This window comes from Haloferax mediterranei ATCC 33500 (assembly GCF_000306765.2).
GTDB lineage: Archaea > Halobacteriota > Halobacteria > Halobacteriales > Haloferacaceae > Haloferax > Haloferax mediterranei.
Map to the genome: position 1 here is coordinate 479372 of NC_017944.1, position 25334 is coordinate 504705.

Annotated in this window: 20 protein-coding genes and 2 pseudogenes; 6 read left to right on the plus strand and 16 right to left on the minus strand. The window is 56.9% G+C overall.

The window, feature by feature from the left end; all coding sequences use genetic code 11:
* Positions 1–182: 182 nt before the first annotated feature.
* Positions 183–1211: a hypothetical protein gene (locus tag HFX_RS18895; RefSeq protein WP_231512996.1), complete on the plus strand. Its 1029-nt coding sequence runs from the start codon at positions 183–185 to the stop codon at positions 1209–1211.
* Between the two features lie 549 nt (positions 1212–1760).
* Positions 1761–4883, plus strand: coding sequence for a right-handed parallel beta-helix repeat-containing protein (locus tag HFX_RS18900; protein WP_004060657.1), 3123 nt, complete (start codon positions 1761–1763; stop codon positions 4881–4883).
* Between the two features lie 194 nt (positions 4884–5077).
* On the opposite strand, the gene HFX_RS18905 is transcribed toward HFX_RS18900, so the two are convergent.
* The 8 genes and pseudogenes from HFX_RS18905 to HFX_RS18940 form a co-directional block, all read right to left on the minus strand.
* The gene (locus tag HFX_RS18905; RefSeq protein WP_004060656.1) at positions 5078–6280 is read right to left on the minus strand and encodes an ABC transporter substrate-binding protein; all 1203 of its coding nucleotides are present in this window, start codon (positions 6278–6280) and stop codon (positions 5078–5080) included.
* Positions 6281–6404: 124 nt separating this feature from the next.
* A pseudogene (locus HFX_RS18910) lies at positions 6405–6587 on the minus strand (terminal quinol oxidase subunit); the annotation flags it as partial.
* A 124-nt stretch (positions 6588–6711) separates the two neighbouring features.
* On the minus strand, positions 6712–7614 hold the full coding sequence (locus HFX_RS18915) for a zinc metalloprotease (RefSeq protein ID WP_004060654.1): 903 nt from the start codon (positions 7612–7614) through the stop codon (positions 6712–6714).
* A gap of 774 nt (positions 7615–8388) precedes the next feature.
* Entirely contained in the window at positions 8389–9480 is a 1092-nt protein-coding gene (locus HFX_RS18920; RefSeq protein WP_231512995.1) for an ABC transporter permease, read from the minus strand.
* A 38-nt stretch (positions 9481–9518) separates the two neighbouring features.
* Positions 9519–10181 carry an ABC transporter ATP-binding protein gene (locus tag HFX_RS18925; protein ID WP_004060651.1) on the minus strand — a complete coding sequence of 221 codons (663 nt, stop codon included), beginning with the start codon at positions 10179–10181 and terminating at the stop codon, positions 9519–9521.
* Complete coding sequence (locus HFX_RS18930; protein WP_004060650.1) at positions 10178–11422, minus strand: COG1361 family protein; 1245 nt, start codon at positions 11420–11422, stop codon at positions 10178–10180. Before HFX_RS18930 ends, HFX_RS18925 begins: the two co-directional genes overlap by 4 nt.
* 1015 nt (positions 11423–12437) lie before the next feature.
* On the minus strand, positions 12438–12770 hold the full coding sequence (locus HFX_RS18935; RefSeq protein ID WP_231512992.1) for a hypothetical protein: 333 nt from the start codon (positions 12768–12770) through the stop codon (positions 12438–12440).
* An 86-nt stretch (positions 12771–12856) separates the two neighbouring features.
* Complete coding sequence (locus tag HFX_RS18940; protein ID WP_004060648.1) at positions 12857–13702, minus strand: ParA family protein; 846 nt, start codon at positions 13700–13702, stop codon at positions 12857–12859.
* 83 nt (positions 13703–13785) lie between these two features.
* Between HFX_RS18940 and HFX_RS18945 the strand changes: the two are divergent.
* Positions 13786–14160 (plus strand): annotated as a pseudogene (locus tag HFX_RS18945) (integrase core domain-containing protein); the annotation flags it as partial.
* A gap of 209 nt (positions 14161–14369) precedes the next feature.
* Here HFX_RS18945 and HFX_RS18950 read toward each other — a convergent pair.
* Positions 14370–15203, minus strand: coding sequence for a DUF7847 domain-containing protein (locus tag HFX_RS18950; protein ID WP_014732861.1), 834 nt, complete (start codon positions 15201–15203; stop codon positions 14370–14372).
* A 290-nt stretch (positions 15204–15493) separates the two neighbouring features.
* On the opposite strand from HFX_RS18950, the gene HFX_RS18955 reads away from it, so the two are divergent.
* Together HFX_RS18955 and HFX_RS18960 are read left to right on the plus strand one after the other, a co-directional pair.
* Positions 15494–17200, plus strand: coding sequence for a nitrite/sulfite reductase (locus HFX_RS18955; RefSeq protein WP_004060645.1), 1707 nt, complete (start codon positions 15494–15496; stop codon positions 17198–17200).
* The gene (locus HFX_RS18960) at positions 17190–18914 is read left to right on the plus strand and encodes a Coenzyme F420 hydrogenase/dehydrogenase, beta subunit C-terminal domain (protein ID WP_004060643.1); all 1725 of its coding nucleotides are present in this window, start codon (positions 17190–17192) and stop codon (positions 18912–18914) included. The genes HFX_RS18955 and HFX_RS18960 overlap by 11 nt, the downstream gene beginning before the upstream one ends.
* Before the next feature lie 60 nt (positions 18915–18974).
* Here the strand turns inward: HFX_RS18960 and HFX_RS18965 are convergent, their stop codons facing one another.
* The 5 genes from HFX_RS18965 to HFX_RS18985 all read right to left on the minus strand — a co-directional run bounded on the left by HFX_RS18965 (position 18975) and on the right by HFX_RS18985 (position 22878).
* Positions 18975–19472 (minus strand): NUDIX domain-containing protein, encoded by a 498-nt coding sequence (locus tag HFX_RS18965; protein WP_004060641.1) that lies wholly within the window; start codon positions 19470–19472, stop codon positions 18975–18977.
* Between the two features lie 363 nt (positions 19473–19835).
* Complete coding sequence (locus tag HFX_RS18970; protein ID WP_004060631.1) at positions 19836–20252, minus strand: DoxX family protein; 417 nt, start codon at positions 20250–20252, stop codon at positions 19836–19838.
* 322 nt (positions 20253–20574) lie between these two features.
* Positions 20575–21237, minus strand: coding sequence for an alpha/beta hydrolase (locus HFX_RS18975; protein ID WP_004060628.1), 663 nt, complete (start codon positions 21235–21237; stop codon positions 20575–20577).
* Positions 21237–22181 carry a VOC family protein gene (locus tag HFX_RS18980; protein WP_004060626.1) on the minus strand — a complete coding sequence of 315 codons (945 nt, stop codon included), beginning with the start codon at positions 22179–22181 and terminating at the stop codon, positions 21237–21239. Before HFX_RS18980 ends, HFX_RS18975 begins: the two co-directional genes overlap by 1 nt.
* A 61-nt stretch (positions 22182–22242) precedes the next feature.
* A complete protein-coding gene (locus tag HFX_RS18985) occupies positions 22243–22878 on the minus strand; it encodes a VOC family protein (RefSeq protein WP_014732863.1) in 636 nt (211 codons plus the stop codon).
* Between the two features lie 76 nt (positions 22879–22954).
* Here HFX_RS18985 and HFX_RS18990 point away from each other — a divergent pair, with 76 nt between their 5' ends.
* Positions 22955–23326, plus strand: coding sequence for a winged helix-turn-helix transcriptional regulator (locus tag HFX_RS18990; RefSeq protein ID WP_004060624.1), 372 nt, complete (start codon positions 22955–22957; stop codon positions 23324–23326).
* Between the two features lie 88 nt (positions 23327–23414).
* On the opposite strand, the gene HFX_RS18995 is transcribed toward HFX_RS18990, so the two are convergent.
* The gene (locus HFX_RS18995; protein WP_004060623.1) at positions 23415–24056 is read right to left on the minus strand and encodes a hydrolase; all 642 of its coding nucleotides are present in this window, start codon (positions 24054–24056) and stop codon (positions 23415–23417) included.
* A 207-nt stretch (positions 24057–24263) separates the two neighbouring features.
* Positions 24264–24896 (minus strand): hydrolase, encoded by a 633-nt coding sequence (locus HFX_RS19000; RefSeq protein WP_004060622.1) that lies wholly within the window; start codon positions 24894–24896, stop codon positions 24264–24266.
* Between the last annotated feature and the right edge of the window lie 438 nt (positions 24897–25334).

Below are 25334 nucleotides of genomic sequence, written 5' to 3' on the forward strand. Positions count from 1 at the left end.
AGAATACACAACTTCGGAGGATGATTTTGATGCATATATCTCGCCCATCGTGTATTAAATTGAAATGAGCATTCAGTTCCCCTGCGTATCGAATAAGACAGTAATTAGACAAGAAGTAGATGATTGGTATCAGGACCAAGTAACACGAGATTTATGCCCCGGTACTGGCATTCGACTGTATAATGCCCCCCAAAAGTCGCCGCCACTTCCTTGCAGTCGCAGGCACCGCTGGGCTCGCCGGGATTACTGGTTGCTCCGCGCTCGGGAGCCGTCGGCCGGACGTGAATCCCGCAACAGGGCTAGACCAGGAGACCGGCCCAGCCCTCGACGAGGCGGCAGTATACATCGCTGGGGACAACAGCGATCTCCCGAAGCCGTCGTCGACGACCGAATCAATTGAGGACGCGGGTGCCGTGCTGGCAACTGCGGCCGCAAGCCGGACAAAACTCGCACAGGCATTCCGTGCCGGGAAGCCGGTCGCGGTCGCAGGAGGCGGCGCGACTGACGCCATGCGCGGCCTCCTCAACAGCGTCCGGGAAGACTACTCGTTTGGCATCGAGATGGTGCGTGCGCGCCCCGTGAAAGTCGTCGTCGCGGACCCACGTGGCGACACCGTGGAGACGTACACGTTCGTCGCCGAGGGCGGGTGGGACGACCCAGTACTCGACCCATTCGGATGGGTACTCGTCGGCCGCCTTCCCGAGTGCGACACGTCCGTTCCGGAGTCATCCGTGGATGATATGTTCGAGTACGCCGGTGCTGCGCACGTCATCGGCCGGCTTCCGACCGGAGAGACGTACGCCTCGCGGTCGGAGGTGTCGGTCAGCCAGCAGGAAACTGGCCAATTCGCGCGTCTCCAGACGAAACTACACTCCGCAGCGAACGAGAGGTATGCTATTGAGGAAGCCGTTCGAGAGGCAGACTTCCCGGATGACCAACGCCTCAACGAGGTCTACCCGAATTCGCACACCCAGAACGGCGTTCAAGTGGCAAACGTGTCGGACACCACGCGAAGCACTTTCGCGATTAAGGTCACACCTGCAAGTTCGCGGGCCCGCAGCGCGCTTACTGGTTGCGGGGGCTTTCAAACCGAGGGCAAGCTTGCCTACGACCACCGGACGAGTTTCCAGTGGAAGCGTGACAGTCTCCTCAACACCAATCGGCACTACGCCAGCTCGACAGGCCGTGGTGAGTGGGTTTTCAGCACCTAATAGTGTGGTCTTCTCGAACCCACTCAACACAGTTTCGGAGGACCGAGATAATTCGTCCCTTCTGTTCGAGGTAGCCCTGACAGGACCGCGACTGGATTCTGACGACCGAAGCAGAACAGCGTCACTCGGGGCGGCGTGGTTCGAACGACGAGAAAGGAGGCTCACACTAGTGGAAATCTCGAACGAAAGAGAAGCTCGAACGGATTCAGATTTGAGAACGAAGAGTAAACCAGAGACAGTACTGGACATAGTGGCCGCATCGAAATAGTCGAACACCCCACGTAGCGGCAGAACGTTCGGTATGTAGAGCCTGTATCAACCGGTGAATATATACCCATTTAATTCAAATTTCGGGTATGGATATTTTTTATCGATTTTGGATACTGCACGACCAGCATACGTGGTCCCACCGTTCTGTGACACCCCAGAAGACTGCACCGCTAGAGCAACTTGTCCCGCCATATGTCTCTTCAGCTTCTCAACGATTAGGTATCTCTAACCAGAGGTGTGATCTGATTGACTAGTGTGGCTAAAGAGTGGACTCGACGGATGCTAATCGTCGCCATCGTCGCATCACTGTCTATCTCACTCATCGGTCCGGTGACGGCCGCTGAGACCAGTACGAACGTCACGTTCGTCGAGTCAGACATTACGGCGAATACGACGTGGACGCCAGACGGTGGACCCTATCGAATCGTTCAAGATGTCCAAGTCGCGCCCGGTGCCACGCTGACGATACGCCCCGGCACTGAGGTCCAACTCGCCGAACGAATCACGCTGTCCGTTGACGGCTCACTCTACGCGAATGGCACGGCCGACCGTCCAGTAACGGTTTCACAGACTGACGGAGCCGCGGCCAATCGTCGGTGGGCAAGTATCCGATACAACGGAACGGACACATCTCGCCTCACAGTACGCAATACGACGTTAGAAGGAGGAACGAGCGGCATCACTGTGGATAGTTCGGACGGGGCGATTCGAGTCGTCGACTCGACACTGCGAAACTTTGCGACAGCTGGGCTCTCAGTCAGTGACACCGCAGCGACACCGTCGATTACCATCGAACGGTCGGCGTTTCGGCTGATTGACGGGCACGCGATTCGGGCGACCCCATCGATGGGAACGACCGGCGACGTGTCGCTGACGGCGTCACCGAGCGGGCGTGACCTGCGTTCAGAGCACACGCTCTCCCTCGATGCCGGCGTTGGCGTGGCATTTGACACAATCGAGTTGCGGTATCTGTCGGATGGGTCCGTCGGAAACGTCGAATCAGCGAGTCTCAAACGGATTGGCCTCGACCGCAACCGAAACGGAAGTGTCGAGCAGTCTTTCGGCTCGCTCGTCACCGATGTCTCATCGACGGATGGACGCCTGCGAATCTCGCTGTCGAGGCCGGTCAAAATCCCGAGTGACGGTCGGCTCCTCGTCGAGTACGAGGACGCGGTCAACCCATCGACACGGGGGATTTACCCTGTCGGAGTAGACCTCCGCAAAGAGTCGATCTCACAGCTATCCGACGGCGTACGGGCTTCGTTCGTCGTCGGCAACGTCACGTCACCAATCGACCGGAGCACGTCGGTGAATACGCGTGCGAATCGACTCACCGTTCGTGGGTCGTCATTTAACCAAGTGGGCGGGAATGGGATATTCGTTGCCGCCGATACCGTCCGTCGGCTTCGGCTGTTCGACAACCGAATCTCAGAGACAGACGGAAGCGGGATTGCCGTCCGCGCGGCACGAAGCGAGATGGACCTCTCGAATAACGACATCTCAGCTGATGACGCTGGTGTCCAGATAGACGCCCGTTCACAAACGTCGATGGCCGCGTACGGAAACCGTATTCACGACGCGCAGACGGGTATCCGGATTCACCAATCAGGTACACAAGTCTTCCGGGCTGGAGAAATTTCGATCCGTAAGAACACGCTTACGGATAACGTCGGCCACGGAATTGGAATCGATGCACGGACCACTAAACTCAGATTCCATCTTACAGACAACACGATTCGCGACAACGGACGCGACGGAGTCAACATCCAGACTTGGTTGACGCGACGAAGTAGTGTCGATGGGAATCAGATCACAGACAACGGCGACGATGGGTTTGCCCTCGCCGGGGCGGCCGTGTCGAACCTCACGCTTGCTCACAACGAGGTCGTCAACAACTCGGGGACGGGGATGGGAGTCCAAACACGAGCGACAGCACGCAAAGTAACGATTCACAACAACACCGTGAGAGACGGGACGGGACACGGTGTTACAGTGCGCTCAGACCTGCTTATCCATCAGGTCGACGTCCGCGAGAACCGACTAGCGAACAACGCCGGTTCGGGGCTACTCGTCGCCAGTCCGATAACACACCGAAGCAACCTCTCGGTTGTACACAACACCATCGCTGCCAACTCCTACGGCGTCATCGTCCGCGGGGCCGTCGAGACAGCCATCCGAGAGAACGATATCGTCTTCAACACGAACGCGTTCACTGAACCGGTTCCGGTCTCTGACGTCTATTTAGGGACGGGTGTTTACGTCGCTGAGGGCTCGTCCGGCGTAATTGTCAATCAGGCACAGGCGAAAATCCCGCTCGAAGAGCTCGTGGCGAACCCCGAGATGACCGAGGAACTTACCGTTGCTCAGCTCTGGGACGACACGGTAGTCGTCTTACGGACGGACGGCGAAAGTGAGACGCGGCCTGCGGAAGCGAGTTCGCTCTTGATTCGGCAGGTGAGCGGCACCACGCCAACTGGAGTCGGGATTCAAAAATCCAGAGGGAGTGTCCAAAATCACCGTATCGTCAACAACAGCGTTTATGGCCAGCATCGCGGACTGGTCGTCGATATGGCACCCTTGATTAACGTGAATACCACCGCTCGAATCATCGTGGACCCGATTCGGACCGTCCATGCAGAATCTAATTACTGGGGTACCGCGAGTGGACCATATCACTCTTCAATTCTCCCAGCAGGCGATGGGAACTCAGTCGTCACCGAGCGCGGCTGGGTCGATTTCACGCCGTTCCGGACGGCAACATCGGGACCGCGATACGAACGGCCAACCACGCGTATCGAGGCGCCAGCAACAGCAACCGCCAAGAGCCAATTACGTCTCTCCGGAGCAAACTCGACGAGCAATCACTCACCCGTCGGTCGGTACCACTTCGTCGTCAACGGTACCGCTCAACCGGCACAATCTTCGCCGGTTCTCAACGTCACGATGCCAAACCAGTCCCTCGAAGTTCGACTGAGCGTCGAAAACAGGCTCGGGATTGACAGCAATAACGCCTCTACAGCCACAATCGACACGGCGGAACCGGTAGCAATGGAACAGCCGGCTCAGTCGAAGACAACGTCGAGCAACGGGCCTCTCACCAGCGTAGATGCAATCGATAGTGGTGGTCTCTCTGCCGGCTTGGGCTCGATATGGGGTCTTCTCGGAGGCGTACTCTATTTGGGTGCGTTAGTTCTCGGCGGCCACGGAATGGTGCTGACCTTGCAAAATAGGTCGACACCGGTCAGTGGCCGTCGGATACAGGGTCTCGCGGTGGCTGGAGTCCTCGTCTGGGTCGTCGGTGGACTCGTGAGTGCCGGCCCGTTGGTTAGTATCGGCATCGTCGCCGTCGTCTCGTGGGGTGGTCTCACCGCGGTCGCATACGTCTTAGCCACGCGTGGGTGAACTGCTACAAACGCTGTACACCCTCCCGTGGTTATCCCAAGACGAACGTACCGAAACGGAGAATCTGATTTTGCGTTGCTAATTCGTATAGTGACGTCTACCGGTATAAAACTACAAGTGTCCACATTCAAGCGCTATCGAGAGTAAAATAAGATACGTAGTAACACGTGCGTAGTGAGTGTTGGAGTTGATTTCTACTTCTGATTAGAGTCTCCGGCGATGATGTCAGCGATCCGCTGGCGGTCGAATAACTGCTCGTCACCGAACACATCGGGATAGAGACCCTGAGCCGCCCGCTCCAGTTGGAATAGGTGAGTAATCGGTCCTTGATAGGTGAGGCCGCCGTAGATGACGCGGTCGTTCTTCACCGCGCTGAGTTCGCTCGCGATGTCGTGGTTCCGAAGGTGCGAGACGATGTTCTCCTCGAAGTACTCCTGTGAAATCTCACCCTGGAGTCTGATTGCAAGGGCGTCCGGGTCGATGTCTAGCAGCATCTCGTAGTCTATCGTTCCGCCACCGGCTTGCGCGTCGGTGATGTCGTTTTTCGCCAGCGCATCCCCGACACGCAGGTCCTGCCAGTGTTTCGCCTGTGTTCCCCCGCCGATACGGTACGGGTAGAACGACTCCGGTGGCACCCCAGCGGGGTACAACAAGGCGATGTCGGGCGTGTCGCTGGGAAGCCGCCCCTGTACGTCCGAAAGCAGGTTGTCGTGGTACTCCTTGAACGCCTCGTAACGCGCCTCCTTCTGGAACAGTTGTGCAACCTTCTCGAAGGCTTCGTAGAGCGTGTAGTCGGCGTAGTCGTGCCAGTCGTAAGAACGCGAGAAAACCGTGTTGCCAAAGAATGGCGCGACATTCTCTTGAATCTCGTCGACATCACTTTGGCTCCACTGCAAGCGGTTGACCATGAAGTTCGGGTCAATGACGTGGACGTCGGCGTCAAGTTCATAGAACAGCTCTTTGCCCGTCCCGTCCTGCCAGAGCTCGGTGAGATTGCTCTTGTCGACGGAGACACCGGGCAGTTCCTCGTAGAGGTGCGTCCCGAAGCGAGCTTTTACACCGACAGCCGAGAGCCCGTCACCCTCACCGAGAGCGACACCCATGTCGGCGTAATCGGCGGTGTATGGGAACCACGTCTCCGGCACCGAGTCGAACTCGACGGTTCCGACTGGTTCCATCGTGACCGAGTACGAGCCGTCTGAAGCGGCGTTCCCATCGCTGGATTCGGATTCACTCGATTCTGTGCCTTCGTCCGACTGCGTCGAGGTTGGTCTCTCCGTCGTCGAGCCACTTCCATCCGTACAGCCAGCCAGTGAGGCCCCGGCAACAACTGCACCACCGTACTTGAGATATTCTCTCCGTGTCGGTCCCTCCCGGTTCGGGTCGGTATCCGTCATGAGTTTAGGCTCACCTAAATAGTCATAGTAGTTCCGGTTTTGGCAGGCTAAAGTGTAGACGGGAAGTAGTTCCGAGGTCGAGTTGAGAAGATTAGGTCGGAGTAGATACCACTCGCCGTTGTCCTGCTGCCAGTTTGGGGAGTTTCCAAAAGCCGATTCCGAGACTCCCATCGAGCAGAAGTTCGCTCGCGGCCGTAACGAGTTTGTCTGCCTCGGGGACGCCTTTCGCCTCGGCGTATCCGACACGGCCTTCGAGATTCATCAGACTGCGAATCGCAAGGACGGCGAGGCCGCCTGCGAACAACACGCGACCGAGACGCGATGGTGCGTCGGTCGTGTCTCGGGCTAAGTGAACACCTGACGTTCGGTCCGGTGCTTCCGCGAGTAATCTAAAAATTGACCCGCTTGTACAGAATAACGGAATCAGTGGATTAGTCTGACCAGCGTTCCGTCTTCCCGAACTCGTCATCCCCGTCGAATGGCTCCGGGAGTTGCGTTTCGTTCTCCGGGTTCATTAGAAGGTACCCCAGAGCGAGGGCGGTGTTGTAGTCGATGTAATCCGGGTTGCGTTCGCCGACGTAGAGGGTGGCGTTTTCGTACACTTCGAGGTTGTAATCACTGTCTGTGTTGAGCGCCCACCACTCCCAGCGAACTCCTTCGCGGCTGTCGACTTTGACGACGATGTTTGCCTGTTCTTTGCTATCAACAAATTTGAAAGAGGTCTGTGTTTCGAGGTGGTCAGTTTCGGCGCTCCAGTACTGCCACCCTTCCCGAATCTCCCGGCGGTAATCGGATTCCTCTGCGCTGGAAACTGAGCCAGCCGTATCGAAGTAGACTCGGAAGTCGGTCGTATTCCACCCGTAAGACCGATTTTCGAGGTCCTGATCCGGGATGAGCAACGTGTCAATCGTCGCGTTCATGACCGGGATTTCGGAGCGATTTTCGTGGTCGAGTCCCCGGGTGTGTCCTAGTTCGTGGATGATGATCTCTTGAGTACTCGTCATCGCGTAGTCGTCCTCGACAGTGACGGTCTCCGGTGACGTGGCTGTGTCCGCTTTCGTGAGAACGGGTGCACATCCGACTGTCAAATTATCGTACCCATTGCAGTAGGTGATATTATCGACAAACCGAATCAGAATCTGTGCCTGGGCAGGGTCGCTGACAAACGTATAGTTCGCATCGTACGAACCCTCTGTCCGATTATTCCAGAAGTCGAGTGCGCTCACGACCGCCTGTTCGTACGACCGATTCTTGGCGTCCTCGGCCACGGCGTATCCGACACGAATCTGTTCAGTCTGGAATGGATTTTCCGGCGGCGCTGGCGTCGATGTCACAGTCGGTGTCGGCGACTGTGTCGTGACCGATTCCGGCGCCGCGGTGGGGGTCGAAGCAGAGGTCGATGGAGACCCTTGTCCGACACAGCCAGCAAATAAAACCAGGAAACAGAGCAGAATTGCGGCTCGGTTCATAGAAGACAACTGGATAGTTCTAGAATAGATGTTGTGATTATCGTCGAGAAATCGTATGTTCGTTTACAACGTTTTCAGCTCCGCTACTTTCCCCGTACGTGCCGGCCGCGATTTGTATTCAGCTCTGCGTCTTTGTTTACTCCGATTCCGTGTCCCTGTTTACTCTGATTCAGTGTCCTTGTTCACCCCGATTTGCCCATCTTCGTTCATCGTCTCGATGACCTCATGCTCAGTACTGTGGTTTCGGGATGAGATGGTTCACATCGAGATTCAAGAGCGTCTGATACACCGCTTTCGAGTCAAACGCTCGGTCGCACAGCACCATCTCAATCATACAATTCGCGCAATACTATACCTTCCAGAGACCGTATCGAGCGCTTGACGGACAAACGCGGTCGGGGAGGTTCTAAACTAGACAGTGCCCAGTTGTAAATCCATAGGGAGAGGTGACTGAATCCTTTGCCAGCAAAATGATTGTAGAGTGTAAACGATACCTTGTTCCCCAGTAGAGCGCGTCTATCAGTGACCGTTCCATCTACTCCATCTCGACTACCGTCGTTGCAGCAATCGGAGACAATTAGCTTCAGACGATTGTTTTCGCCCACGAGAGCTGAAAGTATCAGCCGGGATGGGCTGACGTTAGCTCCGAATCGCTTCGACAGGTCGCTTGTTGGCTGCTTTCCACGCCGGGTAGATACCGCTGAGGACGCTTGCGAACGCGCCGAAGCAGAACCCGACTATGAGATACCGGGCGCTCGCCCACCGGAACACGAGTAACGGGTCGCTGTAGAGCGTATCGTACAGGAGCGCACCGATTCCTGCAGACAGGACGGCACCGACTGCTCCGCCGATGACGCCCAAAAGCGTCGCTTCCGCGAGAATCATCCGGAGGATGTCTTTGCGTCGGACGCCGACCGCACGGAGCACCCCAATCTCACTACGGCGCTCGATGGTGCTCATCAGCATGACGTTGAGAATACTGACGCCGGCGACGACGAGCGATATCGAACCGATGCCGAGAAGGACCAAGTTCAGCGTGCTGAACAGCGAGCCAACACGCTGGTTGAGTCCCCCGTACGACGAGGTTCGGACGACCTCTCCTTCGGTGTTGAAGTGGTCTTTCGTCGCGTTAGCGAGGTACTGGGCGGCGTCGCCGTCCTCGGCGATAATCATTACCGATGAATAGCCCTGTTTGGAGAGTGCGGGCGGCGAGACAACGACGCGACTATTGCGGTATCCGATACCACCGTCGGAGATAATCGCGCGCACTTTGTACGACTGGTCGCCGACAATTATCAGGTCGCCAATCGTGACGTTCAGATACGCCGCAGTTTCGTTGTTAATCAGGACACCGGTCCGAAACGGCTGTGGTATCGTTCCCTTGTGCGCGCTGTATAACTCGCGTGGTTTCGTCACCTGATCGACGCTCGCATACGACTCTCCGGTGTGCGACGAAACCGTAACTCGGCCTTGCTTGACGGGTATCACCGTCGCATTTGAGGCGACGCCTCTGATAGATTGCACCTGTGACTCCGTCAGATACTGCTGTTCGGCGTCTTCACCGGGCATGACCGTCGCTTGGTCCGTAATATCGCTGAACTGCTGGGCCGTGCCGTAGCGGAGTGCGGACCCGGTGATTCCAAGTCCGGCGATAGCGATAACGCCGATGACGATGCCGAGAGCCGCCAGTATCGTCCGAAGCCTGTTTCGCCACAGGTTTCGCCAAGCCATAACGATGCTCGGCAGTCTGCGACTGGCATCCATTCAGATCACCGTCTCACTCCATCGACTAGTTCGACCGTGCGGTCGGCGTAGTCGGTTAGTTGTGTGTCGTGTGTGACCGCCGCGATTGCGACGTTCTCCTCGTTTTTGATCCGCGTCAACTCGTCGAGAATCGTCGCACCGGTATCTTGGTCGAGATTCCCCGTCGGTTCGTCCGCGAGGATGATATGTGGTTCGTTGACGAGGGCGCGAGCGATGGCGACGCGCTGCTTTTGGCCGCCAGAGAGCTGGTTCGGCTTGTGAGAGAGTCGGTCACCGAGACCAACGCGGTGGAGTAGGTCTTTCGCCCGGTTTTTCCGGTCAACGCTCGAATCCCACATCGAGGGGACTTGGACGTTCTCGACCGCGGTGAAGATGGGCAAGAGGTGGTACGCTTGGAAGACGAACCCGATGCTCTCGCGGCGATGTTCGGTGAGTCCGTCGGTTCCGAGGTCCGTCACGTCCTGTCCGTCGAGGGTGACGGTCCCCTCGGTCGGCGTGTCGAGCAGGCCGATGACGTTCAACAGCGTACTCTTACCGGACCCCGAGGGACCGACGATTGCGACCATCTCTCCGCGGTTGACGGTAAAATCGACGTCATCTAAGGCGGCGATTTCCTCGTCACCGTTGGTGTAGCGTTTTACCACGCCGTCGAGTTCGATGACGCTCATCGTCGTTTCCAGAGAGTGTAGACACCGCCGACGAGACCAACGACGACGAGTAAGGGAACGACGATGCCGCCGAGATTGAGAGAGCCGCCGGAAGACGAGGTGTCACGAACTTGAGACGGGCGCTCCGGGGGCTCTCTGTCCATCTGCGGAGCCGGTCGTGAGGGGCCCTGGGTCGAACTGAGGTTGATCCGTACGGTTTCGGTCTTCTGTTCGCCATCGACGAGATATCTGACGCGGATGGGAATCTCGGTGGCGTTGCTCTCCGTTCGGGCGATTAGTTCGAACGTGTCGAACTTACTGTCGTTGACTGCGCCGACGAAGTACTCGCCAGAGGCACCCATCGGGCTTACGGACTTCGTGTCCTTGACTCGTAGCAGGACGGACTTGACGTTCGAGCCACCGACGTTCGCGGCGTCACCTTGGACGGTGACGATACCCGAACCGGACGCTTCGACGCCCACGAGTCTGATTTTTCCGTCGATTCGGTTCCCGGTGCCGGCCGACTCGTTGACGACATCGAACGTCGTCTCGTCAGTAACCGTCTTGATGGCACCACCGCTCGTCTTGTAGGTCACGTTCGCAGAGAGCGTCTGCGCTCCGGGGTCGTCGAACGTCACGTTGTATCGGAACGAGCGGTCCACACCCGGTTCGATAGAACCGGTGATGCGCTTGGGGTCCGTCGCCGACCCGTTCCCCGAGAGTCGCACCTCGACAGACGAGATCGGCTTAGCGTCGCCGTTGGCGACTGTGACGTTGACCGGGGTCTCAGACTCGGCGGCTGACTCGGACGCTTGAACTGAGACCAACACCGGTTCTCGGTCCGTGACCGTCACTAACACCGGGTACTCGAAGTGTCGGTGGCCGCCGTTGCGCGTTTTGACGACGGCGTGAACCCGGAGATAGTGGCTCCCCGTCTCTTGGAGGGAAAGCGAGACGGGAACAGAGAGCGTATTACCCGGCGCGATAGCGCCGATATTCTCGACGCGGCCGTGCTCGTCGGTACCGCCGGGGCCGCGAACGTACACGTCAGTCAGTTTAACGGCCTGCCCGCTACTGCCCATATTCGAGATGTTCGCCGTCACAGTGAAATCCTGTCCCGGTGACGGACTCGTCGGCGCGGTCCGAACACCCGAGATTGAAACGCTCGTTTGGTCTGCCGACGCGACATCAACGCCGGCGAGACCAGCATTCAGCGCGACTGCGCACAGAACGACGAGAGACAACAGTCGAACGCGTTTCATGCGTGAACACTCCCGACAACGCGACACGGTGAAACAGTACATCCGCACGAAGCAAGGCGCGCCCGTCGAATCAGGCGTCGCTCGGAGGGTATTTTGGGAATCATATCCCACATCACCCGCAGATAATATATCAGGTGTTATGAACTTTCTGATATTCGAACGATGACATTAGTCGGTCGGCACCAGCCTATCTCGTGTCTCGACGTGCCATCCTGATGCTTCCGCTCGGGATCGGTCTAGCGGCCGTAGCGTTCCGGTTGGTGAGGCTCTGGTCCCTCGTTTTCTGGCGTTTCGCCAACGACGCCGCCATCATGTGAATACTATAGTAGCGTTTGCAAGTCATTGTACACTCAATCGACCGCTGTCGTTCGATCTGATGTGTCACCAGTTGCAAACGCTACTATAGCCAATCCACAGAGTACGTGATTGCGCGCTGGGGGTGCTCGGTCTATCGAGGCAATGGGGCTGCGGCTCCTCTGTCAGGACCGCAAAGCAGCTCAGGCCAGCGACCTACCGCCAGAGACGGACACTGCAGCCCCGAGTTCGGGATAACGAATGGGAGAGTTCATGTCTTCATCGGAGACCGAACAAGCAGTAGCGGTCTGACACCGCACTCTCAGAAGCACCCTGACTCAGCTACATCCGGCTATACTCACTCACCATCAAGGTGGACAATGTGGTTCGAGGTTGTGGAAGTAGTTGCTGACGAACGCTTCGAATCCACGTAGTCCCGCCTAAACCTGAACTTATACTTGACATATAGCGTTCGGTCGGTGAGTGGGCGTGCTTACGGTCGATTTGGCCAGTCACCCCATTTCACGTCGACGCAGAGCGACTTGACTGATAACCGGCAAAGCCAGTGCGGGCTTCCTTATTGAAACTTTGCTCAGTTTCACGCCCCACATAGAGGAGGTGTTCCGAGTCGTCCCTTGAGCCCGAGTTGGATACACATCTTCCCCATAATTAGCATACAATCACTGTAAACGGATACTGTATATGTATACTGAAAACGGACTTAGAAATCGTAGTCTTCGATTTTCGACCGCTCAAACTGCCGTCGGCCCTCGGCACCTGCTTCTAATTCCTCTGTTGCAACCTCTGAGAGTCCAACCCTGACGAGTGCCTTCAGGACATCTGCCTTCGAGTTCGTCGTCTCGTCCCGTTCAAGATATTCCAGTGCTCGCTTCCCAACCGAATTGAGGCCGCCGGTCGATTCGAGTGCTGCAAAGAGTGCTGCGAGGTTCGCATCCCGGAGCGAGAGCGTCTGATTGAGGTCATCATTCTCGAGTCCTTGGTACGCATCTTCGACAGCACCTACAAGCTCATTTCCACTGTCATCAGTAGACATTTCTTTTGTTGGTTCACTCGTGTGGCGTTTCTGACTCTTTGCACTCTGGAGAAGTTCTTCCGCGTTTGGTTTGTCGTCGGACATAGTTATCGGGGGGTGATGTTATCAAGGAGGCGAGTCGTGTTTTCGCGGTACGAAGCAAGTGCTCGGCTGGCACTATTGAGGCGCTCGTCTTCGTCGAAGCTAAATAGGGTGTGGCCTGCGTCCTGGCTATTTCCGATGCCAGCGGTTGCCGGGATTGGTTCGCCGACGAGTTCAGGATGCTCTGCGGCGAGGTCCTCGACAAAATTATCGTGGAGCGAGATACGGCCGTCGACCATCGTCGCGAAGACGAGTGCGAGGTGAAGGTTAACCGCGAGGTCCTCGTTGATCTCGCTAAGTGTCGTTTCGAGCTTTCGAAGTTGGTTTTCTTCGAAGGCACCGGGCTTCAGTGGGGCAACGACGTTTTCGGCGGCAAACAGGCCGTTGAGTGAGATGTTGTCTTCCTTCCCGGGAAGGTCCATCAACACGAAGTCATAGCGGTCACCGAGATCCTCCTCGATGAACGTTCGAAGGAACTCGTAGCGTTCTTCGACGTCGATATTCGCGAGATTGTTGTCTGCTCCGCCGAGTCCGGGGTCGGCAGGAATGAGATCCGGACCCTCGTCGGTCTCGAATACCATCCGGTCGACGACATCAGGAATGTTGCTGCGGATGAAATCCCAGTCAGATCCAAACACTGCAGAAATGGGAGCGTCGAGGTCCTGAATTTCGTCATCGAGTCCGAACTGTGTTGCGAGGTCGTTTTGCGTTCCCGCAAGGTCGATCAGGAGCGTATCGAGGTTGTGGTCGGTGTGCGCAGCGACTGCGACGTGGGCCGCTGTCGTTGTCTTTCCCACACCGCCTTTTTCGACGTATGTCGCCGCCGTAATGAGCCCGTTTTCGTATGGCATTTTCAACTCGTGTTTACAGATGCCGTATACATAAACATAATGCACAAACTGTTTTTTGAGAGTGTTTGTGTATGCAGTACGTGATAGACACCGAGACTAAGCTGATTCTTGACGTCGAATTGTTTGGACGACATGGGACTGACCCGACTGCTGCGTTTCTCCATCGACTCTCGGAGAAACACGATCTCTCAGATGCTGTGTTTCTCGTTGATGGCTACGGATATCAGACTGCCCTCTCTCGATTAGGATTGAGCGGTCGACTTGACTACGTCGAGCGAAACCTCATCGAAAAGTGGTTTCACACCCTCAAAATGCGAACCGACCGCTTCCATAATTCGTGGGTGGGCAGTCACGGAAGCGTCCGCGAGTGGTTCATACAATTTGCGCAATACTACAATTATCAGAGACCGCATCAAGCGCTCGATGGACGAACGCCAGTCGAGGAGGTTACTAACTAGACAGTGCCGGTTTACAGATCATATTCGGATACATATACAGTACACGAATCCTGTTTACAATTACTGTTTACAATTATTGGCTAAGAGTCTATTTTTGGAAATGTACTGAACTCGACCACAGTGGATTACGAAGCAATCTGTAACCGAAGCTCATATTCAGATAACAACCTCCGAAACAGGGTGAACGTCGTCGAGGGGTACGACGTGAGTTACCGCTCGACTGGTCGAATCGACCGATAAAATGCAGTCGAGTACGCTGCGAAGAAGCCACCCAGAAGGCCACTAATCAGGACCATGAGAACCGTGAGTCCAACAATACCTGCGAGACCGAGGTTCGGAAGTTGAGTCATCGCTGCTGAAGTCGGAGTAGCACTCTGCGAGGCGACTGTTGGAGTCGTCAGGAGCGAGAACAAGCCACCGAGGACACCAACAACAGCACCGCCAATAGTGACGATAATCGTATAGCCGAAGACAGATACCAAGTTGTCCTTGACAACCGTCACACTCCGTTTGAGTCCGTTAACCGCGCCGACGTCGTCGATTACGATTGCGTGGCCGAAGAACTGTGTGACAAACAAGACCGTCAGGTACGCAAGCAGAATCAAGAGTCCAACAAATCCGATAACTGCGAGCGGAAGCAGGCTGACTTGGGACCCCCCACCCACTCCCACCACGAACGCACCGCCGACGGCAAGGCCGACGACGCTGACGACTCCGAACACGAGGTTGATCGCGAACAGTCCAAAGTAGACGACCAACAGCGAAACGTAGTTGGCTTTCCCTTCGTGCACAAACGTCTGGAGAGACGTCCGACGGTCGATTGCTTCGTTCGCCATTCCGAGGATACCACCGATGAAAAACGGCATGACGAAAATCAGTAGGCCACTGAATCCAAGCGAGATAAAACTCCCAAGGAGGGGGCTAATAGATTGTGCTATGAGGCCGGGGAGTTGGAAGAGACTGAGGGCGGCAGCAACAACGAAGAGAATCGGGTTGCGTCTAACTGTACTACCTGCTGTTTGGATGGATCGGAGGGCACCCATGCGGGAACGTATAAGTCACAAAATAAAGAATTTTGGATAGTAACGCAGAAAATATGAGAGTAATCAGACAACATCACGAGCGTCAGAAATAGGAGATATATTCACCGGTTTTTGTGACGAGAAGTTGCGCTCGTTCGACGCCAAACCCTGAATCAACGACCCTTTGGGGCCAGTAGAGCGGTACGCTATCCTTCTGTAACTGGGTAGAGCCGTGTACACATAACGGGCAGAATTAGCATTGATAGCACACCACATGGTAATTGAGGACATGGGTATGGCAGGTGCCCACAGTGAACACAGTCGAACGATGGAAACAAGAAAAACACCCCCTCGACGTTATCGAGGACGTCTACGAGTACGCGGAAGGAAACCTATCCTTCGAGGAGATTGAAGAACGGGCAGGCGACGGCGAGTGGGAGCGCCTGAAGTGGGCTGGGATGTACGCTCACGGACGCCAGAACGACTACTTCATGCTCCGGACGAAAGTCCCCGGTGGGTTCCTCACCCCTGAACAGGCTGAGGTCGTCGGTACGGTCGCCGACGAATACGCCACCGCGCCCGGGGAGCATGGTGGTGAGGAACAAAACGAAATCTGGGGTGACGCATTTCTGGACATCACCACCCGCCAAGACGTCCAGATGCACTGGATAGAGGTCACGGACATGCCCGCAATCTGGGAAACGTACGAAGATGTCGGCCTGACCACGATTCAGGGCTGTGGGGATTCCGCGCGCAACGTCCTCGGTTGCCCGGCGGCCGGTCTCGACGACCACGAGTGCTTCAACGCCCAGCCGGTTATCGACGCCGTCTCGGACTTTTTCACGAATAACCGAGAGTACGCCAACCTCCCGCGGAAGTTCAAGATGACCATCACGGGCTGTCAGGAGGACTGCGCCCAGTCGCAAATCAACGACGTCGGTCTCGTCCCGGCTCGAAAGAATATCGACGGCGAGGATATCTACGGCTTCCACGCCCGCGTCGGTGGCGGCCTCTCAGACGGTCCGCGGATGGCCTCGAACATCGATGTATTCATTCGTCCCGAGGACGCCGTGGAGTTCTGTCGCGCGGTCGCTCAGACGTTCAAAGAACTGGGCGACCGCACCAACCGTGGACTCTGCCGGATGCGCTACCTCGTTCAGCAGATGGGACCGCAGAAGTTCGAGGCGGCCGTCCGCGACCGCTGTGACGTCGCTCTCCATTCTCGGGGGCAGGACCTCACCCGTGGCTACCGAGGCGACCACGTTGGTGTCCATCCCCAGAAACAGGACGGCCTGTTCTACGTCGGCTTCAACGTCATCGCCGGACGGATGGGCGGCGACGAACTCACGGCAGCGGCGCGGGCAGCCAAGAGATACGGGACCGACGATACCTCGATCCGGTTAGCGACCGACCAGAACTTTCTCATCACACATATCCCTGAGGAGAATCTCTCGGCACTGCTGAACGAGCCTTTCGCCCGGAAGTACGAGCACGACCCCGGTCCATTCGCCCGTGGCGTGGTCGGCTGTACCGGCTCGGAGTTCTGCAACTACGGAATCATCGAGACGAAAAAACGCGTCTACCGCTGGGCGCGGACGTTAGACCGCCAGATAGACACGCCGGACGACCTCGACGTGGTTCGGATGCACATGTCGGGCTGTTCGGCCTCCTGTGCACAGCCCCAAATCGCGGATATCGGCTTCCGCGGTGAGACCGTCGCGGTGGACGACCCTGAAGGGACCACGAACGAGGAGGGCGACAACATCGTCGAGGGCATGGACGTCGGCCTCGGCGGGAGCCTCGGCACCGACAACGAGTTCCTCGATTGGGTCGAGCACGCGGTCCCTGCACAGGCCGTCGTTCCGGCGTTGCAACAGCTCTTCGACGACTTCGCCGAAGAGCGCGACCCCGGCGAGCGGTTCTACGAATGGACCCGTCGCGTGAGCAACGACCGCCTTCGAAGAATCATGCAACGGGCGAACGCCAACGTCTCCGGAGGGGTCGCTCATGACGACTGAGGACACCGAGAACGAGCGCGAGCGGCCGCTGCCCCACGTTCCGGAAACGGACACCGAGAGGCGAAGGAACGATGACAATCGAGAATACGACGGTGTTGGCTCTCCGCCTGTGAGCGGGCACCGCTCGAAGTCGGGACCCCGGTACGACTCAGACGTGAAGCCGATCAAATATCGGCGGCGGTCAGGGAGGACCGACGACAAAGAGACCGACGAAGGCTGTGGGCGCAGCGACGAGAGCTGTGGCTGTGGGCGCAGCGACGAGAGCTGTGGCTGTGGGCGCGGATGCGGATGTGACACCAGCGCTGGCAAAGATGTCGGCACTGACGGGAGTACGACGGAAACATCCTCGGTTTCCGCTGACGGCGGTACTCGCCCGAGCAACGTCGACGCTGCGGGGAATCTCACGACCCTCGAGTTCACGACGCCCAGCGAGGGGAAGAGTCAGGACGTTTCCGACGGCCGCCCGGATAGGCGCGTACAGGTTCCCGAAGGGGTCGAACTCGACACGCCAGGGTACTCTATCCGCCAGGAGATGAACGACATCGACGAGCCCGAAGACAAGACGTGGTTTATGGAACTCGACGCGGCCGTCATCGACGAAGGGCGGTGCATTCAGTGTGGAACCTGTGTCGCGTCCTGCCCGTCGGACTCCATTGGAATCGGTGACGACGGTCTCCCCAAACTAGTGAAGATGTGTACGGGCTGTTCGCTCTGCTGGGATTTCTGTCCGCGCGGCGGACTCCGGTACGAGCGCCAGTGGAAGATAACTGGTGGCGAGGACAACGTGAACGGTGCCGGCGATCCGATCACCGAGTTCTCCGCGAAGGTCGAAGAAGCGTGGCGCGAGAACGCGCAAGACGGCGGACTCGTCACGAGCGTTCTCATCCATCTCCTCGAGGCGGGCGAGATCGACGGGGCGCTCATCGCCACCGAGAGCGAGGACGAACCCTGGAAGGCCGAGAGCTTCCTCGCGACGACGCCCGAGGAACTCATCGAGAACGCGGGGAGCTTCTATAACCAGACGATGGCGCTCGGGAACCTGAACGTCGACCAATGGAAGGAGAAACTCCCAGCGAAAGACCCCGAATCCCTCTCGCTCGCACTCGTCGGGACGCCCTGCGAAATCGAGGGCATCCGCGCTCTGCAGGACTTCGAGTGGGACTACGCAAGCCAGGAGGAGGGTATCAGGGCAATCGATTACACGATTGCGCTGATGTGTACGAAGAACTTCAACTACGAGCGCCTCATCGGCGAGCAACTCGAAGCGAAGCGCGGAATTGCTCCCGAGGAGATCGGCAAAATGGACGTCCTCAACGGAGACATGATGGTCTATGACCGCGACGGCGAGATGATTCTCCAAGAGGACATCGAAGCGTTCCACGGCGCGGCGTTGAAAGGCTGTGACGAGTGTGCGGACTTCACCGGCTACTGTGCCGACCTGACAGTTGGCTCGGTCGGTTCCAGCGACGAGTACTCGAGCGTCATCATTCGCACTGAACAGGGACTGAAAGCCTGGGAGTTGACCGAACCCGACCTGGACTACCACGACCTGGAAGACCGCTCGGCCATCGGCGGTCTGCAGTCCTGGGACAAAAAGAAGGCCTTCAAGTCGCTACAGCGTCCCTTCGACCCGGACGCTCCACGATTCATCGAGTACACCGAGCACGCCAGCCAGTATGATGTGGTGTTGAACCCTCACGAATCAGACCATTAATTCCGATGTATTTCACGTCTAAATGCTGATATTTGAATGGAGACGGTCCAAAGTAGTAGTTTACAGGTATGGTCGGAGAAGTTCTCCGTCGTGGAACTCCTCCGGAAGGGTATCGAACCATCGTGCCGCTAAGATTTCGTCATCGGTAACTCCTAACTGGGAAACATCGGGTATCTCACCCTCAGCTGCTGCCGCATATACCACGTATAATGCCGAGAACCATTCTTTGTCGCCATTCTCAGAGAGATAGCGCTGGTCAAGAACTACGAGTGGGGACCCAATAGTGGCGTCCAGTCCCGTTTCTTCGCGAACCTCTCGTCGAGCGGCTTCGGCTGGGATTTCGTTCGGTTCGACAGCACCTCCGGGTAAGAACCAGCCGTCTGTCCAGCTAGTCTTAACGAGTGCGATGCGCCCATCGGAGTCTCGCACTCGGGCCGAGGCTGCAACCCCGGTCCCGTCAATCGCCCACTCCTGAAGCAGTTCAAGTCTCGATTTCGGGAGTCGCAATAGTTGCTCGACACACGGGGCCTCAGGAGCGATTTCGTGGGGGTGAGACATTTGACTCCGACTTGAACGTAGCAGTACACAACTGTTTTCTTTCAATTAATTTAGTATACGGAGGTTAATGACGAATTCGCGCATACAGGGGAGTGTCACTGCGGGTGCTTAGCCGTTGAGTTGCGTTATCGCAACTGTTGTGTTGGGTTATTGGCGACGTATCTTAGATTACGTAAGGAAGACGTCTAAGGTAAGGCGACGAGCAGAGCGGAAGACTCGGATGGTTTTCCGCACAAAAGTCAGACACTTCTCGTCAAAAGTGTCAACCGACGTCCCTCGTTAGGTCGTCGTTGCGCGTATGTGATTTTACTGTCAGGTTTCGGAGGGAGTACCGGAACGTGTCAACAATCCGGTTGCCCGGCGCTAGAACAGACGGATACCGAGACTGAGCGCCCACGGAGTGGAGCCGAGTACGGAAATCGCGAGGGCACCACCTGCTAACGCGATGTTCTTCAGGAACTGCGTCATCTCGGTTTGTTGTTGGTCCTCGGGGACGGCCCAGAAGTCGTGCATCGTGAGGGCAGACACGACGAGGAATCCCGCGAGTACCAGTGCACCCACGACGGGAAGAACACCGGTGATGATGCTTAGCCCGCCGAGAACGAGCAGCGCACCTGAACCGAGCACTGAGAGCGTCGGTGCAGGCAGCCCCTTGTGCTGGGCGTATCCAGCCATCTGTTCGGTCTGCATGAAGTGATTCAGCCCCGTAAAGGCGAGCACACCGCCGAAGAGGATACGCGCGAGTAGCAGGGCAATCCCTTCGAGTCCGGAGAGGACCATTAGGCCAACACCTCCGAACGGTCCGCGAGGGAATCGATAGTCGATACAGCAGCCACAGCATCGTTCTGCATTGGCAGTTTCATTACGTTACCCAGTTCGTTTTGGAACCTATTTGTATGTTTGGCGACATTAGTGATAGTAGATGGCATCGATGTCACCGAGATATAGATGGTCTGAGACGATAGTCGAACAACAGGACAGTCGAAGAATCGGTCGAAAAGCAGAACACAGAAGCGTGTTCGGTCGGCGAAGCGATTGTACTGATAAGCAGTGCTGCTGTGTCTGTGCACGGAGAGGTCTGAACGTCTACAAACGCGGCGGCTTAGACGAGTCGTTCGATGAACGTATTGATCAGCTGAATTTCGTCGTCGTTGATTGCGTGCCCCAGGTCATCGTAGAGTCGACTGCGTACGTCCCCACCGAGCTGTTCGAACACGCGCGCAGATTCGTGAATACGGTCAGCGGCGACGTACGGATCATCGGAACTACACCCGAGGAAAACAGGTGTTCCGTCGATGAAGCCATCGTAGTCCTGTCTGGTGTCTGGACCGAGCAGGCTGCCCGATAACACCACGAGTCCGCCGTAGCGACGGGGATTTCGTGCGACGAACTCGCTCGCGAGACACCCACCTTGCGAAAATCCGAGCAGGAGCGTCCGTTCGGGGGGAATGTCGGCCGCAGCAGCTTTCTCGAGCACAGTCGAGATGCGGGCGAGACCCGACGAGAACCACGGTTCGTTGTCTTCGATTGGGGCATAACCTGAGCGGGGATACCACGTCTTGTGGGCCGCTTGCGGAGCGAGATACATCACGCCGTGATGAAGAAACTCATCGATGAGCGTGAGGATGCTCTGCGCAGTCGACCCGCGACCGTGGAGTAGAATGACGGCTGCTTCAGCCGCCTGCGGCGGGGCACCGGCTGTCTCAATTGGCTGTTCTTCATGTGGGTTCGCTTCCGAACCAGTCGAATCTGTGTTCCGCCCCATTAGTTCGTCTCCGGCGCAGAAGGGAGTTCGAGTGGCTGCAGTTGACCCTCGATCATCTCGCGGTCTTCCTCGAGCCACGGGGGGAGAAACAGCGACTGTCCGAGCGTGTCGAGGTCGGCGTCAGCTGTGAGTCCCGGCTGTTCCGTTGCGAGTTCGAACAAGATACCACCGGGCTCGCGGACGTACAGCGAGTGGAAGAAGTGTCGGTCTTTCACCCGCGACACGTCGTACTCGCGCTCCCGAAAGAGGTCGTGCCACTCGTAGAGCTGTTCTTTCTCCGGGACGCGCACAGCGACGTGGTGAATCGATCCTGCGCCCTCACGACCGAACTCGACGTCCCGGTCGAGGAGGTCGATGACGGTCGCACGGTCACCCGGTGCCCGATACCGAACCCGGTCGCCCGCCTGTTCGAGGAGTTCGAAGCCCAACGTCTCCAGCACGCTCGCGGTGACGAAGATGTTCGTCGAGAGCAGTGTCACACCGAAGATGCCGCGAATTGCATGCTGAGTTGGAACCGGTCCGTCTGCCCACGGAGTCACAGACGAGTCGCCGGTGACGAGTTCGAGTTTCGTGCCGTCCGGGTCGGAAACCCGAAGTACCGTCTCGTCGAATCGTTCGGTCGGTCCCGTGACGGCGACGTCGTGTTCGACGAGGCGGTCTCGCCAGTAGGACACCGAGTTCGGTGGGATCACCAGTGCGGCGGTACTAATCTGCGGTTTTCCGATCCTGCCGTCGTTCTCCGCGGGGTACGGAAAGAACGTCAATCCAGTGCCGGGGGAGCCGGTTTCGTCACCGTAGAAGAGGTGACGCGTAAACTTCTCGTTGAAGTTCACCGTTTGCTTGATGAGACGCAGACCAAGCACGTCTGTGTAGAAGTTGACGTTCGTCTGAGCGTCGCGAACAATACCTGTGATGTGGTGGATGCCGGGCGTGTCTGTGAGCATGTGTGGTGGTTCGTTGAGTAGGTTGGAAAGCGAATCGGCTCTGCGCTGGTTGCAGGTGGGCTTAGTCCAGTCCACCTGCACCAGACTGCACATCGGGGAGCGATTTCCGTTCGACTGGAAGGGCGAGTTCCTCGAGTGCAGCTTCGAGGTGTTCTGCCTTGGCGAACGATGCACCGGCTTGGAGGCGTTTCTGCTGGGCGAGTGCAAGCACCTCACCGCGTCGGTCGTCGGGAATCTCGAATTTGTCCGTTGCAAGTTCGATGACGAGCCCGTTGTGGTCGGTCGTATACAGCGAGTGGAAGATTCCCCGGTCGAACTCGTTGTAGTGGTGGCCGTGTTCTTCGAGACCAGCACGAATCTCTTCGAGGCGTTCGGGCTCGTACCGGAAGGCAATGTGGTGGACACCGCCAATTGGTGTTCGCAATCGACCGGTGTTCGACTCACGGCCTTCCTTGACGAAGAACGTGAGCATGCGTCCGTCACCGGTATCGAAGAACAGGTGGGTAATATTCGGTGCGTCGAGGTTGGGCTGTTTGAGGACGAGCGGCATTCCGAGGACGTCCCGATAGAACGTAATCGTGTCCTCGATATTGCTCCCGATGATTGAGATATGGTCCGTGCCGGTCACGTGGAATGCACTCTCCGGCAGGTCGGCGGTCACGGGTGGGTCAGTGGATGTGGATTGGTTATCAGTCATGGTTTCACTATGTTACTTAGTTCGTACCCGAACCACTATAAACACTCGCGGACAAAGATACCACCAGGTGACAGCGATGTCGGTACCAAAAGACGATTCGGAAGAAAAGGACATTCTGAGTGAAGAAGAATGCCAAGTAATCGATTCGATCAGCCAACTCGGATCACAGTGGAGACTGCTTGTACTCTACGATCTCCAACACAGCGAGAAGCGATTTAACGAGCTCAAGCGCTCGACCGGAGCGTCGAGTCGGACGCTCTCACGCGTCTTGGACGACCTCCAAGAGTTAGGATACGTCAATCGCCGTCTCGAAGAAGATGCGCCCGTCGCAACGTACTATAGTCTCACTACAAAGGGTGAATCGCTCTGTCCCGTGTTCGACGAACTGGAGAACTGGACGAGGGAATGGGCAGGGGAGTCGGCCGCTGATGCAAACCCGACCGACTAATCGCTGCTTTGTGGGGGAGTATCTTACAGAGAGCCGAGGCGAGCATCCACGACACGGGTCGTGGGTACTGAGCCCGTCTCTCCGAGTATTATTCTGCGCTGCTTGCGTTGAAGCTCTCTAACACGAGTTCGTAGAACCCGGTCCGTTCACTGAAGTGTGCCGCTTGTTCGGGAGCGACTTCCTTCGTCCAGTCTTTCAGCATCTCGGAGGAGACGGTGAACCACGAGGTCAAGTCGACGCCAGCCTGTTCCATCCGGGACATAGCTGCCTGCTCAGCTCGGTCGTTGAGCGAGCCCGACGCGTCGAGCACCGCTTGGACGTTGTATCCTTCTTGAGCCGCGCTAATTGCCGGGAACGCCACGCAGACTTCGGTGAGAATACCGGCCATGATCAAGTTCGACCGACCCGTCGCCTCGACGGCCTCGACGAACGCTGGGTCATCCCATGCGTTGACGAGTGAGCGGTCGATTACCTCGACTTCCGGGAACATCTCGTTCAGCTTGGGGAGGAGCGGACCGTTCGGACCCTCGGCGCGGCTGGTAGTGAGCACGACCGGAAGGTCGTACAGCTTTGCGACCTCGGCGAGCGCGAGAACGTTGTTGCGGAGCGAAACCGTATCCTGATTCTCGACGCCCTGCAGCAGCCCAGTCTGGTGGTCGATCAGGAGCAGTGCAGCGTCGTCCTCGTCAAAGAACGGACTCGATTTGTCGTCGGTATCGGTTGGTGCCATTGCAAATAGTAGTTACAGGCCGATGCACATAAAATGTCAAGTAACATACAAACAATTAGGTTGCATCGTCTTCACCTGGTAGTCGTAATACGACTGTCAAATAAGAGGCTCTATGTGCCGTCCTTACGGGTTTTGAAACAACACACTCTGAATCCCGTCAGACGATTCGGAGGGAGTGAGCCCAAATATTCTAATTTTCTGACCACTCTATTTAGTCTGGAAGTCCGCGAACTCGACAGCCATTCCGAAGTCACCGGCATGGTCTATCGAGATCTGGTGGGCATCTTCGGCACCATCTGCTGCCCAGTCACGCTGTAGTTCGTAGAGTACCTGTGCCCACGTAACTGGCGTTACACCCGCCTCGACCATTCGTTGCATCGAATATTCGTGATCTGCGGTCGTCCGCCCGCCACAGGCGTCGGCCACGACATAGACGTCGTATCCTGCCTCCATGGCCGAAAGGGCGGCGAAACAGACGCACACTTCCGTCCAGAGGCCAGCCATGACCAGTCGGTCACGTCCGGTTGCCTCGACTGCTTCGACGTACGCTTCGTCCTCCCACGAATTCATCGTTGTCCGGTCAATCACCTCCTCGTTCGGGAACGTCTCCCGTATCTCATCGAAGAGCGGTCCATTGTACTCTTTGGTGATGCTCGAAAGGACGACCGGAATATCGTACGCCTCGGCCGTCTTTGCGAGACCAGCAACGTTGTTTCGGAGGGCACCGGTTTCGATGGTATTGACGCCGAGTACCATCTCGGGTTGGTGGTCGATGAGTGTTATCGCGCAGTTCTGCTGTGTGAGTAACTGATCGCTTGGAGTTGCAGTCGCGTTTACCATGGTAATCCTCACCCGATATCCACGTACTCAGGGTCCCGTAGCAGTCTGATTGCTCGAAGCTTTGTACGAGACGTCTCTGTGTACAGATTTCCCCGAGTACAGTGCTATCGAGTACCTGTCTATTCGATGTATCCCATATTAAATAATGACAAACGACAATATCAATGACAAACTGCTCAGCCGACGAGACCGACAGGTAGTCAGCAATCAATGTGCTCCCCGTTTCGTAGTTTTAGACTATTACCTGTTCGTACGATAGGACACATGCTCTGCGAACCGCACAAGCTCTCTCGTGGAGATAAGGTAGTTTCCCACGTCTCGCTCGAAGCCTGTTTGGGTTTATCCACTCCCACTCACTGAGGCCGACCCCAGTGTTGGGTTCCGTAGGATGGCCACAGAGAAGTCATTTCAGGTCTGGTATCGATGAATCAGCCCACA

What these genes read in the sequence shown, in the direction of transcription:
- HFX_RS18895 (WP_231512996.1), top strand. Translation starts at nt 183, where the DNA reads ATGCCCCCCAAAAGTCGCCGCCACTTCCTTGCAGTCGCAGGCACCGCT.
- HFX_RS18900 (WP_004060657.1), top strand. Translation starts at nt 1,761, where the DNA reads ATGCTAATCGTCGCCATCGTCGCATCACTGTCTATCTCACTCATCGGT.
- HFX_RS18905 (WP_004060656.1), bottom strand. Translation starts at nt 6,280, where the DNA reads ATGACGGATACCGACCCGAACCGGGAGGGACCGACACGGAGAGAATAT.
- HFX_RS18920 (WP_231512995.1), bottom strand. Translation starts at nt 9,480, where the DNA reads ATGGCTTGGCGAAACCTGTGGCGAAACAGGCTTCGGACGATACTGGCG.
- HFX_RS18925 (WP_004060651.1), bottom strand. Translation starts at nt 10,181, where the DNA reads ATGAGCGTCATCGAACTCGACGGCGTGGTAAAACGCTACACCAACGGT.
- HFX_RS18930 (WP_004060650.1), bottom strand. Translation starts at nt 11,422, where the DNA reads ATGAAACGCGTTCGACTGTTGTCTCTCGTCGTTCTGTGCGCAGTCGCG.
- HFX_RS18935 (WP_231512992.1), bottom strand. Translation starts at nt 12,770, where the DNA reads ATGTCTACTGATGACAGTGGAAATGAGCTTGTAGGTGCTGTCGAAGAT.
- HFX_RS18940 (WP_004060648.1), bottom strand. Translation starts at nt 13,702, where the DNA reads ATGCCATACGAAAACGGGCTCATTACGGCGGCGACATACGTCGAAAAA.
- HFX_RS18950 (WP_014732861.1), bottom strand. Translation starts at nt 15,203, where the DNA reads ATGGGTGCCCTCCGATCCATCCAAACAGCAGGTAGTACAGTTAGACGC.
- HFX_RS18960 (WP_004060643.1), top strand. Translation starts at nt 17,190, where the DNA reads ATGACGACTGAGGACACCGAGAACGAGCGCGAGCGGCCGCTGCCCCAC.
- HFX_RS18965 (WP_004060641.1), bottom strand. Translation starts at nt 19,472, where the DNA reads ATGTCTCACCCCCACGAAATCGCTCCTGAGGCCCCGTGTGTCGAGCAA.
- HFX_RS18970 (WP_004060631.1), bottom strand. Translation starts at nt 20,252, where the DNA reads ATGGTCCTCTCCGGACTCGAAGGGATTGCCCTGCTACTCGCGCGTATC.
- HFX_RS18975 (WP_004060628.1), bottom strand. Translation starts at nt 21,237, where the DNA reads ATGGGGCGGAACACAGATTCGACTGGTTCGGAAGCGAACCCACATGAA.
- HFX_RS18980 (WP_004060626.1), bottom strand. Translation starts at nt 22,181, where the DNA reads ATGCTCACAGACACGCCCGGCATCCACCACATCACAGGTATTGTTCGC.
- HFX_RS18985 (WP_014732863.1), bottom strand. Translation starts at nt 22,878, where the DNA reads ATGACTGATAACCAATCCACATCCACTGACCCACCCGTGACCGCCGAC.
- HFX_RS18990 (WP_004060624.1), top strand. Translation starts at nt 22,955, where the DNA reads ATGTCGGTACCAAAAGACGATTCGGAAGAAAAGGACATTCTGAGTGAA.
- HFX_RS18995 (WP_004060623.1), bottom strand. Translation starts at nt 24,056, where the DNA reads ATGGCACCAACCGATACCGACGACAAATCGAGTCCGTTCTTTGACGAG.
- HFX_RS19000 (WP_004060622.1), bottom strand. Translation starts at nt 24,896, where the DNA reads ATGGTAAACGCGACTGCAACTCCAAGCGATCAGTTACTCACACAGCAG.